The sequence below is a fragment of the Streptomyces sp. NPDC055254 genome (assembly GCF_053606025.1).
The window spans coordinates 44,412-60,090 of sequence record NZ_JBSGQV010000032.1 but is presented as its reverse complement, the minus strand read 5'-3'; the positions used below and the strand labels follow the sequence as shown (position 1 = coordinate 60,090).

At 76.1% G+C, this 15,679-nt stretch carries 11 protein-coding genes; 6 read left to right on the top strand and 5 right to left on the bottom strand.

Annotated elements, in window-relative coordinates; all coding sequences use genetic code 11:
- The first annotated feature begins 349 nt into the window (after positions 1–349).
- Positions 350–802 carry a hypothetical protein gene (locus tag ACWFQ8_RS25125; RefSeq protein WP_453788525.1) on the top strand — a complete coding sequence of 151 codons (453 nt, stop codon included), beginning with the start codon at positions 350–352 and terminating at the stop codon, positions 800–802.
- Positions 803–915: 113 nt separating this feature from the next.
- Here the strand turns inward: ACWFQ8_RS25125 and ACWFQ8_RS25120 are convergent, their stop codons facing one another.
- From ACWFQ8_RS25120 to ACWFQ8_RS25110, 3 genes are all read right to left on the bottom strand, one after another.
- Complete coding sequence (locus ACWFQ8_RS25120; RefSeq protein ID WP_453788524.1) at positions 916–5,682, bottom strand: hypothetical protein; 4,767 nt, start codon at positions 5,680–5,682, stop codon at positions 916–918.
- A gap of 78 nt (positions 5,683–5,760) precedes the next feature.
- On the bottom strand, positions 5,761–6,669 hold the full coding sequence (locus tag ACWFQ8_RS25115) for a hypothetical protein (RefSeq protein ID WP_453788523.1): 909 nt from the start codon (positions 6,667–6,669) through the stop codon (positions 5,761–5,763).
- A 328-nt stretch (positions 6,670–6,997) separates the two neighbouring features.
- Entirely contained in the window at positions 6,998–8,503 is a 1,506-nt protein-coding gene (locus tag ACWFQ8_RS25110; protein WP_453788522.1) for a hypothetical protein, read from the bottom strand.
- A 116-nt stretch (positions 8,504–8,619) separates the two neighbouring features.
- Here ACWFQ8_RS25110 and ACWFQ8_RS25105 point away from each other — a divergent pair, with 116 nt between their 5' ends.
- From ACWFQ8_RS25105 to ACWFQ8_RS25095, 3 genes are all read left to right on the top strand, one after another.
- Entirely contained in the window at positions 8,620–9,399 is a 780-nt protein-coding gene (locus ACWFQ8_RS25105) for a LamB/YcsF family protein (protein ID WP_453788539.1), read from the top strand.
- A complete protein-coding gene (locus tag ACWFQ8_RS25100) occupies positions 9,396–10,013 on the top strand; it encodes a 5-oxoprolinase subunit B family protein (protein ID WP_453788521.1) in 618 nt (205 codons plus the stop codon). Before ACWFQ8_RS25105 ends, ACWFQ8_RS25100 begins: the two co-directional genes overlap by 4 nt.
- A gap of 176 nt (positions 10,014–10,189) precedes the next feature.
- Entirely contained in the window at positions 10,190–11,125 is a 936-nt protein-coding gene (locus tag ACWFQ8_RS25095; RefSeq protein ID WP_453788520.1) for a 5-oxoprolinase subunit C family protein, read from the top strand.
- Between the two features lie 131 nt (positions 11,126–11,256).
- Here the strand turns inward: ACWFQ8_RS25095 and ACWFQ8_RS25090 are convergent, their stop codons facing one another.
- Positions 11,257–12,654: a HEAT repeat domain-containing protein gene (locus ACWFQ8_RS25090; RefSeq protein WP_453788519.1), complete on the bottom strand. Its 1,398-nt coding sequence runs from the start codon at positions 12,652–12,654 to the stop codon at positions 11,257–11,259.
- Positions 12,655–12,974: 320 nt separating this feature from the next.
- Entirely contained in the window at positions 12,975–13,397 is a 423-nt protein-coding gene (locus ACWFQ8_RS25085; protein WP_453788518.1) for an ankyrin repeat domain-containing protein, read from the bottom strand.
- A gap of 314 nt (positions 13,398–13,711) precedes the next feature.
- On the opposite strand from ACWFQ8_RS25085, the gene ACWFQ8_RS25080 reads away from it, so the two are divergent.
- Positions 13,712–13,906 carry a hypothetical protein gene (locus tag ACWFQ8_RS25080; protein ID WP_030706611.1) on the top strand — a complete coding sequence of 65 codons (195 nt, stop codon included), beginning with the start codon at positions 13,712–13,714 and terminating at the stop codon, positions 13,904–13,906.
- A 68-nt stretch (positions 13,907–13,974) separates the two neighbouring features.
- Complete coding sequence (locus tag ACWFQ8_RS25075; RefSeq protein WP_453788517.1) at positions 13,975–15,672, top strand: hypothetical protein; 1,698 nt, start codon at positions 13,975–13,977, stop codon at positions 15,670–15,672.
- Positions 15,673–15,679 lie beyond the last annotated feature (7 nt).

Sequence of the window (15,679 nt, the reverse complement as noted above, 5' to 3'; positions counted from 1 at the left end):
GTCATTTAAACGGCGTGAGCCTACTACTGCCACGGTGATGCCTCGAAGACATGTCCGGACGTTTTCGGCCGGACCTCCGGACGTAGTTCACGAGTTGTCCGACAGTTCCGGTCAAGAGCGGCCCGATATGTGGCAGATGACACCTGGTGGGGTGTCAGTTCGCGCAACCCGATGGATGGCTGGAATTATTCGTTCCGCGATCAAGGAGGCCGGCGGACGGATGAGGGATCCGGGAATCTCCGGAGGCCGCCGGACGTCTGTCTGTTCGAGGGGACACGTGGGGGTAGACGTGGTGGGACGGACGGGGCGAGCGGGCATGGCGGACCGCCTGGTGGGGAGTGAGCGGACCATGAGCGGATATGCGGACAGCGGATACGCGGGCAGGGGCAGTGCGGACGGCCGCGGGGCCGGCGCGGCGGCACGGGGGCTGTGGGAGGAGGAGCCGGCCCGGCACCGGCGGATGCCGGATCCGGTGCGGACGGCCGCGGTGCGGGCGGTGCTGATCGTCTCGCTGACGCTGACCCAGGCGACGATCACGTTCTTCCTCACCCTCACCGGCTCCTGGCTGGCCCTGCCGATGGCCCTCGGGGCGGTCGCGGGGACGGTCGTCGCCACCTGGGGCGTGCTGGACGTATGGATCACCCGGCAGGCGTGGAACCAGCGCTACGGGGTCCTGTCGCAGCCGAGCAGTACGGCGCGCGGGCGCCGCCGAGAGGCGCGCCGGACCGCACGGGCCGCCCGGGAGCACGGACCGCGCATACCCAGGGCCGAGGGCCCCCTCGCGGCCCCCGGCCGGCGCTAGCACCACCGGCCCCGTACGGTCCGTACGGTCCACCGGCCGTACGGCCCCGCTCGGGAGGGGCGCCGCCATCCGCCCGGGCGACGTCGGACCCGAGCGGAGCGCGTGCGGCGGCGTCAGCCGCGGCGGAACATCCGGGTCGCCGTGATCTCCCCGTGGATGGTCTCCGCCTCCGGGGACTGCTGCGGCAGTCCCGGACGCAGGTGTTCCTCCACGCTGATGTACTTCAGGCCCGCCCGCAGGTCGGCGTCGTTGCGCAGCCGGATGACCAGCGGGAACTCGGCGAGCGCCGTGGTGTCGAACAGACCCGTCGTGTAGAGCAGCTGGACGCCGAGCGCGTCGGAGACGGCTCGCTGGAGCTCCAGCAGGTAGGTGGCGTTCGCGCGCCCGATCGGGTTGTCCAGGAACAGCGTGCCCGCGTGCCGGTGCTTGTCCCGGCCCCGGTCGTTGCTCCGCAGCGCCGCCATCGTGCAGTACAGCGCGATCGCCGCGGTCAGCAGCTGCCCGCCGGAGAACACGTCGCCCATCTGCCCGACCGGCACCCGCTCGGCGCGCAGCACCGCGTCCGGCTTCAGGATCTCCACGGAGATGCCCTTCGGCTCCAGCGCCGCCTGGACTCCGCGCAGCAGCAGGGACATGCCGTCGCGGCGGCCCTCCCCGAAGGAGGCGGCGCTGTTCTTCCTCACGGCCGTGCGGGTCGCCTCGTCGATGACCTCGCCGAGCCGCTCGGTGAGCGTGGCCTGGTCGGGCTCCTCGAAGCGGATCCGCAGGAACTCCTGGCCCGACCACTCCCCGAGGCCCTCGGGGAGCTGCGACAGGCGCTGCGCGGAACGCAGCGTGGCCAGGGCCGACTCGACGAGGCCGCGCAGGCGGTCGACGATGCTGTCGCGGTTGCGCTCCAGCTGCGCCAGTTCGTCGGTGAGGACGCGCAGCCGGGGCGCGAAGGCCGCCGCCCAGGCGGCGGCGTGCTCGGGCAGGGCGGAGGCGGGCAGTTCCCGGATCTGCTGCCGGGCGGGGGTGCGTACCTGCTCGTACCGAGTGGCGTTGGCGTGCCGGACCAGGATGTCGCTCGCCTCGCGTACGGCGGCGTCGGCCGCCGAGAGGTCGGCCGAGCAGCCGCGCAGCGAGCGCCGGGCCTCGGTGGCCGACTGGCGGGCCTCCTCCAGGGTGCCCCGGTGGGGCGCGGCCTCCTGCTCGTCGTCCTGGTGGGTGTGGTCGCGCAGCAGGTCCCGCAGCAACGCGGCGGTCTCGTCGAAGCCGCCCGCGCCGTCCTCGGCGGCGCGGTGGGCGCGCAGCAGGTCCGCGTGGGCGGCCCGGGCGCTCTCCACCGCGGCGGTGTGGGCGGCGTGCTGGGCGGTGGCGGTGCGCAGCAGGACCTGGGCGTGCTCGACGTCCTCGGGGACCAGCTCCGCGGGCAGTTCGGTGTGGGCCTCGCCCTCGGCGGGGGCGTGCCGTTCGGCCTCGCCGCGGAGCCGGCCGAGCTGCTCGCTCGCGGCGGACGCGCGGGTCTCCAGCATCTGCACGAGGGATTCGGCGCGCGCGGCAGCGGCCTGGCGCGAGGGGCCGTCGGCCCCGTCGGTGCCTTCCAGGAGCTGGGCGGCGCGCGTACGGACCTTGTTGGTGAGGCGGTCGAGTTCGGCGAGGGCGGCGCTCTCGTCGCTCTCGGCGCGGGCCTGTTCGGCGCGCAGGTCGGCGCCGACGCCGACCTTCTCGTAGAGCTGGGAGGCGGCGCGGTAGGCCTCGCGGAGGTCGGGGAGCGGCGGCCGGGGCCCGGCCGCCGGGCCGCCCGCGTCCTCGGGGAGCGGTTCGGGGACGCCGGCGATCTCGGCGCGTTCGGCGCGCAGGGCGCGGGCGGTGCGGCGGGCGTCGTCGGCGGTGCGCTGGGCGGCCCGGCGGTCCTCGTCGGCGGCGCGGGCGCGGTCCAGGCAGACCTCGGCGCGGGCTTCGGACTCGGCGGCCTCGTCGGCCAGTTCGCGGAGCCTGGCCTGCCAGCCGGCGCGTTCCCGCAGCCGGAAGGCGAGGCCGGCGAGGGCGTCGGCGGCGCGGCGGGCGCGCTGGGCGGTGTCCTGGCGCTCGTCGCGCACGCGGGTGGCGTCGGAGGCCGCCTCGTCGGCCTCGGCCCGTACGGTACGGGCCTCCGCGAGCTCGGCGTCGGCCTCCTCGGCGAAGGTACGGGCGGCGGCGGCCTGTTCGGCGAGCTCGGCGAGACGGCCGGGCGGGCAGCCGGTGCGCCAGGAGGCGAGGCGGGCGGCGAGCTCGCGGTCCCCGGCGAGGCGGGCGGCCAGGTCGCGGATCTCGGTGTCGCGGGCGGTGGCGCGGGCGCGCAGCGTCCGGCGCTCCTCGTCGGCGGCGTGCTCGTCGTGCATGGCCGGGTTCGGCGAGACGATGAAGATGCCGGCCGCGGCCGTGTCGGGATCGGCCGGCGGTACGGGGGCCAGCAGGGCGGCGGCGGTGCCGACGGCCACCGTGGAGCGGGGCAGCAGCGCGGCCCCGGAGAGGACCTCCCGGGCGCGGCTGTGGGTGTCGGGGTCGGTGATGACGACGCCGTCGACGAGTTCGGGGCGGGCGGCGAGCACGGCGGCGTGGTCGGCGGGGTCCACGGCCTGGGCGAGGTAGCGCCAGCCGGGGAGGGCGGGGATGCCGTGCTCGCCGAGGTACTCGACGGTGGCGAGGACGTCGGGCCCGGGCGGAAGCAGTCCGCCGTCGCCGAGCGCGCCGAGGATGCGGGAGTCGTCGGCGGCGGCGGTGCGCAGTTCGAAGAGCTGGCGTTCGGCGGCGGCGACGGTGTCGGCCAGCAGCGCGCTCAGGTCGTCGGCGGTGCGGTCGAGGTCCTCGGCGGTGAGCCGGCCGGTGGCGGTGGCGAGGGCGGTGGGGCCGGCGGCGGACGCCGCGCCGTGGACGGCGGCGGCCTGGGCACCGCCCTGCGGGCTGCCGGGGGCTCCCGGGCCGGCGGCGCCGCCCTCCCCCGCCGTTCCGGGCCGGCCGGGTGCGGCGGGGCCGTCGCCCGAGCGGGGTGACGGGACCGGGGCGTCCGCGGTCGAGGGCAGGCCCAGGAGCTCGGCGAGGCGCGGGGCGGCGGCGAGGGAGGCGGCGGCCCGGTGTTCCGCGTCGTGGGCGGCTTCGGCCGCGTCGGCCGCGTCCGCGGCGCGGGCGGCGGTGAGTTCGGCGCGGGACTCCGCGGCGGCGGCCTCCCGGGCCGCCTCGGCGGCGGTACGGGCGGCCTCGCGGGCCTCGTCCCAGGCCGACACGGCGGTCTTCTCGGCGTCGGCGGCGGCGAGCGCCGCGCGGGCCGGGTCCGCGTCGGGGGCGGAGTCGTCGAGCCAGCCCGCCCGGACGGCCTCGGCGGTCTCCTGCTGGACCTCGCCCAGGCGTGAGCGCAGGTGTTCCGCCTCGCTGCGGGCGCGCTGCGCGGCCGTGGCGGCGGAGGTGGCGTCGCGGTGGGCGGCCTCGCCGGTGGCCTGGAGGACGGCGGAACGCTCCTCCTCCTCGTTGGCGACCCGTTCGCCCTGCTCGGCGGCGGTGTGCAGGGCCCGTACGAGCTCGGCGGCGGCCCGGGAGCGGGCGGCGAGCGCCGGGGCGGCGTCCCGCTCGGCCTCCAGGATCGCGGCGGCGACCCGGGCTGAGCGGTCGGCGGCGGCGCGGTGGCGCAGCACGTTCTCGGCGGCCTGCCAGGCGGAGTGCAGCGTGCGCGCTTCGAGGAGTTCGCGGCGCTGGGCGGCGGCGGCCCTGTCGGCGACGGTCAGGGCCAGCGAGGCGTGCCGGTAGGCGAGTTCCGCGGACACGGCGGCGCTGCGGGCGCGGGTGGACTCGGCGGCGGTGACCTGGTGGGCGGCGGAGGTGACCCGCTGGGCGAGGTCGGCGGCGCGGCCGCGTTCCTCGGCGGCGCGGGCGGACAGCCGCCGGGCGAGGGTGCGCGTACGGCGCTCGGCGCCCGCGTGCACGTCACGGAGGCGCGAGCGGGTCGCGGCGGCGTCGACGATGCGGTTGAGGAGGTCGACGGAGCCGGCGGTGAACTCGCGTTCGGCCATCAGCTCGGAGCGGCGACCGAGCTTGTTGCCGAAGCCGTGGACGAGGTCGGCGAGGCCGTCGGTGTCACGGGTGTCGGTGACGGCGCGCAGCAGGAGGTCGGTGAAGTCGGAGTCCTTCTTGACCGCGAAGAGGCCGGCGGCCTCGCCCTCGTCGGCGTTCATCTCGCGCTGGTAGCGGAAGAGTTCCGGGTCGAGGCCGAGCTCGGTGAGGTGCTCGTTCCAGCGGTCGTGGATCTCCTCCCAGCACACCTCCAGGTGCGGGTACGCCTTGCCCGCGTCGGTGAGGGCGTCGCGGAAGCCCTTCATGGTGCGGCGGCGGCCCTGGGCGCGGGAGGCGCCTTCGACGGGCGGGCGGACGGCGGTGGCCTCGGCGACGGGGAGGTTGTCGAGGCTCAGCCCGGGTCCGGGGCGGAAGGAGTACCAGGCCTCGGCGAACTTGCGCGGGTCGTTGGAGACCTGGCGGCCGCGCCATTCGCTGACCTTGCCGACGACCACGCACTCGCCGGTCCGGGTGTGCTGCCACTCCAGGGCGACGTGACCGCAGTCGTCGGCGAGGAGGAACTTGCGGAGCACGCCGGAGCTGGCGCCGCCCAGGGTGTTGCGGTGGCCGGGGAGCATCACCGAGAAGATCAGCTTGAGGAGGACCGACTTGCCGCCGCCGTTCTCCAGGAAGAGCACGCCGGCGGGCGCGGGACGGCGCGGCGGGCCGGTGGGCTCGTCCTCGAAGAACTCCGCCTGAGCGGGTGCCGGGTGGGGCACCGGCTCACCGACTCCGCGCAGGTCGAGCACCGTGTCGGCGTAGCGCGCGCCGGCGGGCCCGATGGAGTAGAGGCGGATCCGGGACAGCTCGTACATGGCGGCGGACTCTCGTGGTCTCTCGTGGGTCGGTCGTACGGGGGCGGGTGGCGCGGGGGCCGGTTCCCGGGGCGGGGCTCAGGCGTGGAAGGGGAGTCCGGCGTCGGCGGCCAGGTCGAGGTCGTCGCCCTCGGGCGGGGGCAGCAGGGTGGCGCTGCCGTCGCTGACGGGGACCACGCCGAGTTCCAGGAGTTCGGCCATGGCCGAGCTGCCCGCCATGTCGCGGACCTGGAGCTGGTAGCGCGGGGTGGTGCGGTAGGTGCCGCCCGCGTCGTCCCCGGTGCGCTGGAGGAAGCCGGAGTCCGTGAGGAAGGCGGCGGCCTTGCCGACGATGCCGGTGGTGGAGCCGGCGAGGCGGCGGGCGTCCTTGGTGGCTCCGGTCGAGCTGCGCCGGGCGTAGACGCGCCAGGCGGCCTCCAGGCCGGGGGCGTCGCTGGCCGGGTCGGTGTTCTCGCCCAGCTCCTCGGCGCGCTCCTCCAGGCGGCGGCAGGTCTGGCGGACGAAGGCGTCGACGCCGTTGACGGTGATGCGGCCGATGTAGCCGTCGTCGGCGAGGTCCTCGGGGCGGGGGAACGCGAGGGCCGCCACGGCGAGGTGGGCCAGGCCGTGCAGGAAGCGGTCGGCGGAGTCGGCGGTGGTGCGGCGGGCGTAGTCGCCCATGCGGACGGCGAAGACGGAGTCCTCGCCGGCGGCGACGGCCATGCCGGCGCGCGGGGACACCTCCAGGACGACGAGACCGAGGCCGGTGGCGACGGCGTCGGCGAGGCGGCCGAAGGCGGGGTCCTCGCGGTAGCGGCGGAGCAGCTCGGCGTACTCGGCGTCGCGGGCGGGCAGCAGCTTCGGCTGCAGCCCGAAGGCGACGAGCCGGGCCGCGTCGGCGGCGTCGGCGGGAGTCACCGCCGCGGAGCCGGGAGCCGGGGCCGTCGCGGGACCGGCGGAGGCGTCGGGCTCGCTCCACGCGGGGTGCTCGGCGTGGTGGTCGCTCACTGGTACGTCTCCTCGGCGGTGCGGTGGGCGGCGGAGCCGCCGGTGGCGGTACGGGTGCCGGAGCCTGCGGCGCCGGTACGGGTGCGGGGGCCGGCGGCGCCGGGGGTGTGGTCGGCAGGGTCGGCGGCGGGGGTGCCGGGTCCGGGTGTGCGCCGGGGCCTCTCCCCGGGTGCCGAACGTGACGGGCCGTCGGAAATCGGGGCGGAACTGTGTTCGGCACCCTGCGGGGAGCGCCCCGGCGCACACCCGGACCCGGCCGCCGACTGCGTGGCGGCACGGCGGTGACGGGGCGATGCGAAGGGGGCGGGGAGCCGGAGGGGCGCGAGGGTCATGAGGCCTCCGCCCGGTCGGCGGCCATGCCGGCGGCGTCCAGCAGTGCGGTGCCGACGATCAGGTCGGCGCCGCCGAATTCGGGGTCGTCCAGCTGCGTGCCGTCGTCCACCGCGAAGAGGAACCGCTCCTCGCCCTGGCGGTAGGCGGTGCCGACGGCCGGGCTCGCGGCGTGGACGGCCAGCAGTGCCACCAGGTACGGCAGGTCGGCGTCATCCCGGCGGGCCTCCGCGAGGAGTCCCGACAGGCGGCGGGGCGCGTCGTGCGGCAGGTCCAGCAGCCGCATCGCGGCCGCGAGCTGCTCCTCGCTGAAACGGCTGTCGTCCGGGGTGGCGATGAGGTCCGGCTCGGGCATCTCCACGCCCAGGTGCTCCCGCTCGACGGGCGGCGTGAGCAGGATCTCGACGAGGTCGGCGACGCGGACCGAGACGGGGGTGCGCAGGCCCGTGCCGGCCGCGAAGAAGGCGTCCGTGACCCGTCGGGCCTGCGCGACGGGCAGCGGCAGGACCGGTGCCACGAGCTGGCCGTACAGGTCGATGCCCGAGCGCGGCGCGGGAGCCGCGAAGGCCTGCCGGTCCTGCTCGGCGCGGAAGAGCGGGCCGGCGTCGAGCAGCCGGGACTGGAGCTGGGTGTGGCGGCGGATGCAGTCCTTGACGATGTCGACGAGCTCGGCCGCGCGCCGCTTGTTCTCGGGCTCCTCGGCCTCGTCGCGCGCCTTGCGGATGTTGGTCAGGATCGCGTTCTCGTGGCGGTAGCGGTCCGCGACGTGGTCGAGGGCTTCCGCGATCATGTCGGGTACGGCCTGGAGCCAGTCCACCGCCCGGACGTTGCGCCGGGTGGCGTCGAGCGTCCGGCGCAGGGTCTCGGCGTACTGCACGGTGCGGTAGCGGGCCTGTTCGGCCGCGAGCTGGGCGTCGGCGAGCCGGCCGCGGCTGATCAGCACCTCCAGCTTGACCTCGGCCGCGATCTGGGCGCTGGTGACGTCGGTGTCGAGGGCGCCGACGAGTACGTTGACGGCCTCGTCGGTGGTGCGCAGGTAGACCGCGCCGCCGTAGCCCGGCACCTCTTCGATCAGCTTGAAGTCGTAGTCCCGGCGGACGTAGACGCCGTCGGGGCCGAACGTGCCGTAGATCGCGCGGAACCCCCGGTCCACGCTGCCGACGTTGACCAGGTTCTCCAGCACCCAGCGGGCCACCCGCTCGTGCTCGGCGGCCGGGCGGCCCGGGGCCTGGGCGGCGACGCGCGGGAGCAGCCTGGCCACTATCTGGTCGTGGTCGGCGCCCGTGTCGAAGTCCATGTTGAGCGTGACCAGGTCGATCGCGGCCAGGGCGACCTCCGCCATCGCGTAGACCCCGTACTCGCCCGCCAGATTGGCCTTGCGGACGTCGAGGTCGTGGAGCGGGGCGGTGCAGGCGAGGGCGCGCAGCCGCCGGGCCAGGCCCTCGTCGGCGGCCGGGCCCGGCGCCGGGGACGGAAGGGTCTTCGCCGGGGCGGGGAGAGTCACGGACAAAGACTAGGCGCTGACCCTGACAACATCCCAAACGGCATGGTTCGGCCGGATCGTCCCCGACTGCCGGGGGAACGGCGGGCCCGCTGTTCTACGCTCACCGCATGGCTTCCATGATCACACCTGCCGCGGCCGCGATCGACCTCAACGCCGACCTCGGCGAGGGCTTCGGACGCTGGACGCTCACGGACGACGAGGCGCTGCTGTCCGTGGTTACGAGCGCCAACGTGGCCTGCGGGTTCCATGCCGGTGACCCGTCCATCATGCGCCGGGTCTGCGAGCTGGCCGCCGCGCGGGGTGTGCGGATCGGCGCCCAGGTCTCCTACCGGGACCTGGCGGGTTTCGGGCGGCGAGCGATGGACGTGCCGGCCGGGGAGCTGGCGGACGAGGTGGCCTACCAGATCGGGGCGCTGGAGGTCTTCGCGCGGGCGGCCGGCTCCCGGGTGTCGTACGTGAAACCGCACGGGGCGCTGTACAACCGCACGGTGTACGACGGCGACCAGGCCGCCGCCGTGGTGGCGGGCGTCCGCCTGGCCGCCGGGGACTCCGGGCTGCCGGTGCTGGGACTGCCCGGGTCGCTGCTGCTCGCCGTCGCCGCCTCGGCCGGGCTGGAGGCCGTACCGGAGGCCTTCGCCGACCGGGCGTACACGCCCGCCGGGACGCTGGTGCCGCGCTCGGAAGCGGGCGCTGTGCTGCACGACCCGGACGCGGTGGTGGCCCGGGCCGTGCGGATGGCGGCGCGGGGAACCGTCGCCGCGGCCGACGGCTCCGTGGTGCCGGTGGCCGCGCGCTCGCTGTGCCTGCACGGGGACACGCCGGGGGCGGCGGGGCTCGCCGTGCGAGTCCGGGAGGCGCTGGGCACGGCCGGGGTCCGGGTGGAGGCCTTCGCGTGAGGAGCCTCGTGACGGGCACGGACGCGCTGCTGGTCGAGCTGGACTCCGCCGCCGAGGTGGCCGCCCTGCACGCGGAGCTGGTGCGGCGCCGGGACGCGGGCGAGCTGGGTCCCGTACGGGACCTGGTGCCCGCCGCGCGGACCGTACTGCTGGACGGCGTACGGGAGCCCGCAGCGCTCGGGGCCCGGATCGAGCGGTGGCGGGTGCCGCCGCTCGCGGAGACCGAGGGGCCGCTGGTGAGGGTGCCGGTGCGGTACGACGGGCCGGACCTGGCGGAGGCGGCCCGGCTGTGGGGGGTCGCGCCCCACGAGGTGGCGGGCATCGTCGGCGGGACCGTCTTCCGGGTCGCGTTCTGCGGGTTCGCGCCGGGATTCGGCTACCTGACGGGGCTGCCGGAACGCTTCCACCTGCCCCGCCGCGCCACGCCCCGTACGGCCGTCCCGGCGGGCTCGCTGGCCCTGGCGGGCGAGTACGCGGGGGTCTACCCGCGCTCCTCCCCCGGCGGCTGGCAGCTGATCGGGTCGACGGACGCGGTCCTGTGGGACGCGCGGCGGGAGCCGGCGGCGCTGTTCGAGCCCGGGGTACGGGTGCGGTTCACGGAGGAGGGCGCGTGAGCGGGACGCGACGTACGGGCCCGGGGCCGGCCCGCGGGAACGCGGGCGCCTCCGCCGGGCCCGGGGGAGGCGACGGCCCCGGGGCCGTCGGAGGCCCCGGCGTTGGCGGAAGCCCCGGCGTTGGCGGAAGCCCCGGCACTGTCGGAAGCCCCGGAGCAGTTGTCGGAAGCCCCGGAATGGCCGGTGCCCTCGGGCCGGACGACTCCCCCGGGGCCGTCGGCATCGCCGGGCCCGCCGGCCGGCCGGGGCGCGGCCTGCTCGTCCTGCGGCCCGGGGCACTGACGACCGTCCAGGACCTCGGCCGGCCCGGGTACGCGCACCTGGGGGTGCCGCGCTCCGGCGCGCTCGACACGGCCGCGTACGCCCTGGCCAACCGGCTGCTCGGCAACGCCCCGGACGCCGCGGCCCTGGAGACCACCCTGGACGGCGTCGGCCTGCGGGCCCTGGAGGCCGTGACGGTGGCCGTGACGGGCGCGCCCTGCGCGGTACGGGTGGCCGGCCGGCCGGTGGCCTGGGGAGCCCCCGTGCGGGTGCCGGCCGGGGCGGAGCTGGAGGTCGGCCGGGCGGAGTCTGGGCTGCGCGGCTACGTCGCGGTCCGCGGCGGCCTGGCCGTCCCGCCGGTCCTGGGCAGCCGTGCGACGGACCTGCTGTCGGGGCTGGGGCCGCCCGTGCTCGCGGCGGGCGCCCTGCTGCCGGTGGGGGTTCCCGGTCCGGGCCCGGCGCCGGGGGCCGACCTCTGCACTCTGCCCGCGGCGCCCGCGGAGCTGCTGCTGCCGTTGCGGCCGGGGCCCCGGGCGGACTGGTTCGCCCCGGACTCCCTGACCGGGCTGTGGCGGTCGGTGTTCCGGGTCTCGGCGATGTCCAACCGCATCGGCCTGCGCACGGAGTCGGGAACCCCGCTGGTCCGCGCCCGGGCCGGGGAGCTGCCGAGCGAGGGCATGGTGCTGGGTGCGGTGCAGGTGCCCCCGGACGGCCTGCCGGTGGTGTTCCTCGCCGACCACCCGGTGACGGGCGGCTACCCGGTGGTGGGTGTGGTCCCGCCGGGCCCGGCCCTGGACGCGGCGGCGCAGACCCGTCCCGGAACGCCGGTGCGGTTCGTGCGGGCCCGGTGAGGCGTACGAGGCGGAGCCCCCGCCGTGCGCGCAGGCACCGGGCGCGGAGGCCCTCGGGGCGGGGACTGCGTGCGGCCCGGCCCCCTCATGTGAGGGGGCCGGGCCGCACGGGTGTCGGATCGGGTCGGGCCCTATACGGCGGACTCCGGCATGATGCGGCTCCGGACCGCGGACTGGACGTCCTCCTCCTCCGCCGGGTCCGCCGCCAGGCGGCGCAGCCGGGGGGCGACGCGGGCGTCGGCCGTCTCGGCGTGGCGGGCGGCCACCTCGCGGGTGGTCTCCTCGCAGTCCCAGAGGCATTCCACGGCGAAGCCCGCCGCGAAGGTGGGGTCGGTACTGGCCAGGGCTCGCGCGGTGCGCCCGCGCAGGTGGGAGGAAGCCGTCTCGCGGTAGACGTGCCGCAGTACCGGCGCCGCGCAGCCGATCGCCAGCCGTCCGGCGCCGTCCACCAGGGCGAAGAGCCGCTGCGTGTCGGGGCCGGCGCCGCGGACCGTGGAGCGCAGCGCCCCCAGGACCAGAGCGGCGTCCTCGGCTCCGCCCCGGGCGGCCAGGGTGGCGGCCGCGGCAGCCCCCAGGGCGTCGGGGCGGTGGATCCAGCGGCGGGCCCGGTCGACGGCCTCGGGGCCGCACATGCGCTCGTAGGCGGCCACGGCGGGCTGGTCGGCGGCGGATTCGATGAGGTCCAGGACCGCCGGGTTGTCCGGTTCGGCCAGGACCAGGTGGTGCAGGGCGGTGGCGCGGGCGGCCTCGCCGGAGGCGCCGGCCGCGGCGGCGAGGATCGCCGGACGGTCCTCCGGGGCGGCCACGGCGCCGAGGCAGCGGGCGGCGGGCACGTGCAGCGGGGTGCCGCGGCGCAGGCCGTCGGCGGCCCAGTCGAAGACCGCCTGGACGCCCCAGCCGGGGCGGGGCCCGCTGGGGGTCATCTGCCGCTGCCAGCGGTCGAAGGAGCCCTGCTGCCGGGCGGCGCGCAGGCGCTGCCCGTACTGCGGCGTCTCCTCCCACAGGCACCACGGCCGGGGTTCGTACGCGTCGCGGACGGCGGCGGCGAGCCGCGCCTCACCCTCCGCCGTGGCGGGGAACCGGGCGAGCACGGGGTCGGCGAGGGACCGCAGCCCCTCGTCGTCGTCGCGCAGGGCGAGCTCGTCGAGGGCCCACGCCCAGTTCGCTCCCGAGGCGGCGTAACGGCGCAGCAGCATGAGCGCGTCGTCGCGGCCGTACGAGGCCAGGTGGCCCAGCACGGACAGCGCGAGGCCGGTCCGGTGGTCCGCCTCGTCGACGAGGTCGTCGACGGAGAAGAGGTGTGCCTCGATCTCGCCCAGGGGGCCGTCGAGGTCCACGTACAGGCGCGCGTAGTACAAGGAGCGGTTCTCGACCTGCCAGTCCTGGCGCGGGTCTCGGAGCACGCACTGGTTCAAGGCCTCCAGGGCCTCGTCCCTCGGTGCCGCGAGAGCGTGCAGCGTGCCGTCGCCGCGGCCGCGCTGGAGGAGTCCGAGCAGGGTGCCGCTCGGCGCTATGACTGGTTCGAACATGGGAGTGGCCTCAAATCAAGCTGGGGACGCAACCGGGAATCGGGATTCACAGGGCCGCGTAACAGCATGTGAGGACGTCCGCCGTCATGTTCCGCTCGATGTAGACCATTGCCTTCTCACTCTCGTCGGTGCTTCGCGACCGGGCGGCCGGGCCGGGCCCGGACACCTGTCGTGTCCTGCCCGCTCTTGCCCGTCCGCCGTGCGCGCGAATCGAATCCGTCGCCATGATGACCCAGCCGGTTTGTGCACCGCGACCACATTTACGGCCGCCGTGACCAACCTGTGAGGTCAGTACGGGCCACGGCCCGGCAAAAAGCGGACTACTTGGCTCCGAAGAGTTCCAGCAGGTCGGCCTTGGCGAACATGCGCGCCGTGTCCACGGCGGAGGGCGTGCCCGCATTCGGGTCGGCACCGCCCGCGAGCAGGGCGCGGATGACGGCTTCCTCACCCTTGAAGACGGCGCCGGCGAGCGGGGTCTGGCCCCGGTCGTTGGCGCGGTCGGCCTCGGCGCCGCGGGCCAGCAGGGCCGTCACGGCGTCGGCGTGGCCGTGGTAGGCGGCCAGCATGACGAGGGTGTCGCCGCGGTCGTTGGTGAGGTTCGCCGGGACTCCGGCGTCGAGGTACGCGGCGAGCGTCTCGGCCTCGCCCTGGCGGGCGAGGTCGAAGATCTTGGTGGCCAGTTCGATGACGTCCTCGTCGGGAACGTCCGGGGCGCCGGCGCCGCCTTCGGTGTGCTCGCTCATCGTGCGTACCGCCTTTCAGTCGCTGGTGGCACGGTCCGGCCGGCCCGCCCGCCCCGGGCCGCGAGGGCAAGGGGGAGCCGGGAACCGGGTCCGTACGGGTGAAGCGTCAGAGTAGCGCCCGGACCTGCACATGCCGGGCCCGGGCCGCGGCAATGATCAGCCCTGCCACCGCGTGCGGCGGGCGCGCCAGCCGGAGTGAGCCGGTCAAGTGAAAAACAGCTGAAGTCACCCGTATGCACCTTTTGTCGCATTGATACTTCCTGTGAGCCTGGAAGAACTGATGGTGACTGTCCCTACTACCAGGAGAGCCACTCATGGTCCTGTCCATCTCCGGTGTCGTCCTGCTCGGCATCATCTGCTTCCTGTTCTTCAAGAAGGACGGAATGAAGCTGTCGCACGCGTTCGTGTGCTCGCTGTTCGGCTTCTTCCTCGCCGGCTCCGCCATCGCCCCGAGCATCACGGCGAGCACCGCGAGCCTCGCGAGCCTCCTCGGCGGGATCAAGCTCTAGCCCGCCGAGGCACAGGACATCCAGCGCCACCCGATTCACCCCGCCCCACACAACTCCAGGAGACGCCCGTGGCCCGGCGCCCACTTCCCCGCATCCTCAGCAGCGGCACCGTGTCGCTGAACCGGGGCCGCGACCTCGCTCGCACGGCCGCCGACAGCGCCACGGACGTCCTCCATCCGCTCCTCACCATCGGACGCGGCCTGCGCATCCTGGCCTCGGCCGGGCGGCGCACATGGTCCGAGACCCCCAAGGACAAGCGTGGTCCCGCGCTCTTCCTGGTGGCCGCCTGCGTCCTCGTGGTCGCGCTCGTCCCCTACGGTCCGCCCCTCGCCCTGATCACCCTCATGGCGGCGGCTGCCTGGCGGGGACGCGACCGCACTCCGGTGAAGACCGGTCCCAGCGATGCCGAGACCGAAAGGCTCGGTTCCCTCTACGAAGCACTCGTGCCGTACTTCTCCATCCCGGAGGATCCGAGTCCGCTCTTCGCCCACGGCGGGGAATGGGACAAGGCCTTCAGCGGCTACGAGTTCGACGAGGCGGGCCGTGTCACCCGGCTGCGCATCCGCTACCCGGCCTACTTCACCGATGGCGAGGCCGCCTCACGGGCCCGGATCGAAGCACTGCTGCACGCCAAGTCCGGGCGCGGACGGGAGTATCTCTTCGACTGGGACGAGGAGGGCAACCAGCTCGACCTGAGCGTGCTGGCGGCGCTGCCGACGGGCATCGCCGCCCAGCCGTTCGTCACCTCGCCCGGCGAGACCGTGCTGGGCTTCACCGACGCCGCCGCGGTGCGGCGCACCCTGCCCGTCCTGGAGGCCGACGAGCCCCGCGACGTACCGCCGGTGATCTGGCGCACCGGCCCCCGCTCGACCGAACCCCACCTGCTCGCGGTGGGCCAGCCCGGAGCCGGCACCTCCACCCTGCTGCGCTCGATCGCCCTGCAGACCCTGCGGCACGGCGGTGACGTCGTGGTCGTCGAGGGCGGCAGCAGCGGCGAGTACTCCTGCCTGTCCGGGCGCCGCGGCGTCCTCGCCGTGGAATGCGGCCCCACCGGGGCGCCGGCCGCGCTGGAGCGGGTCGCCCGGGAGACCGAGCGCCGGCTCGCCGCCACCCACCGGGCCCGCGAGGCCGGTCAGCCCGCTCCCGAGGACACCCGCCGCCCGCTGTGGATCCTGCTCGACCGGCCCGGTGTGCTGTCGCACCTCGCGGCCGCCGAGGGGCGCCCGGACCCGCTCGCGCTCCTCCAGGTGCCGCTGCGGCACGGCAGGGCGGCGCACATCACCGTGGTGGTGGCCGAGCAGTTCGACCACCTGGAGCTGCTGAGCGACGCCGTATGGCAGCACACCCGGGCCCGCATCGTCCTCGGGCCCGCCACGATCCAGCAGATCGCCGACGTCCTGGGACTGCCGCCGCACACCACCCCCACCGCCCAGGTGCCGCCGGGGCGCGGATACGCCCGACTCGGCGGCGGGCCCGTGCACCGGCTCCAGGTCCCGGCCACGCCGGACCCGTACGACGACGCCGCGCACCCGGCGTACCGGCAGGCCGTACTGGAGCTGCTGCCCGAGCGGCAGCACGCGCTGCCGGACGGGCGGGGGCCGGCCGACCCGCCCCTCGATTCCGCGCGGGCCCGGCCGGACGGGACGGCGCCGACAGCGCCGGGCCACCCGGTCCTCGGCAAGCCCCTCCACGGCCCGCCCCCCGCCCGGGCCCAGGGGCCGGCCGTCGACGCCGCCGGGACGGAGGTCCCGGCCGAGGCGCCCTGAGCGGTGC

Coding starts and splice junctions, on each gene's coding strand:
- ACWFQ8_RS25125 (WP_453788525.1), top strand. CDS start 350: ATGAGCGGATATGCGGACAGCGGATACGCGGGCAGGGGCAGTGCGGAC.
- ACWFQ8_RS25120 (WP_453788524.1), bottom strand. CDS start 5,682: ATGTACGAGCTGTCCCGGATCCGCCTCTACTCCATCGGGCCCGCCGGC.
- ACWFQ8_RS25105 (WP_453788539.1), top strand. CDS start 8,620: ATGATCACACCTGCCGCGGCCGCGATCGACCTCAACGCCGACCTCGGC.
- ACWFQ8_RS25095 (WP_453788520.1), top strand. CDS start 10,190: ATGGCCGGTGCCCTCGGGCCGGACGACTCCCCCGGGGCCGTCGGCATC.
- ACWFQ8_RS25090 (WP_453788519.1), bottom strand. CDS start 12,654: ATGTTCGAACCAGTCATAGCGCCGAGCGGCACCCTGCTCGGACTCCTC.
- ACWFQ8_RS25085 (WP_453788518.1), bottom strand. CDS start 13,397: ATGAGCGAGCACACCGAAGGCGGCGCCGGCGCCCCGGACGTTCCCGAC.
- ACWFQ8_RS25080 (WP_030706611.1), top strand. CDS start 13,712: ATGGTCCTGTCCATCTCCGGTGTCGTCCTGCTCGGCATCATCTGCTTC.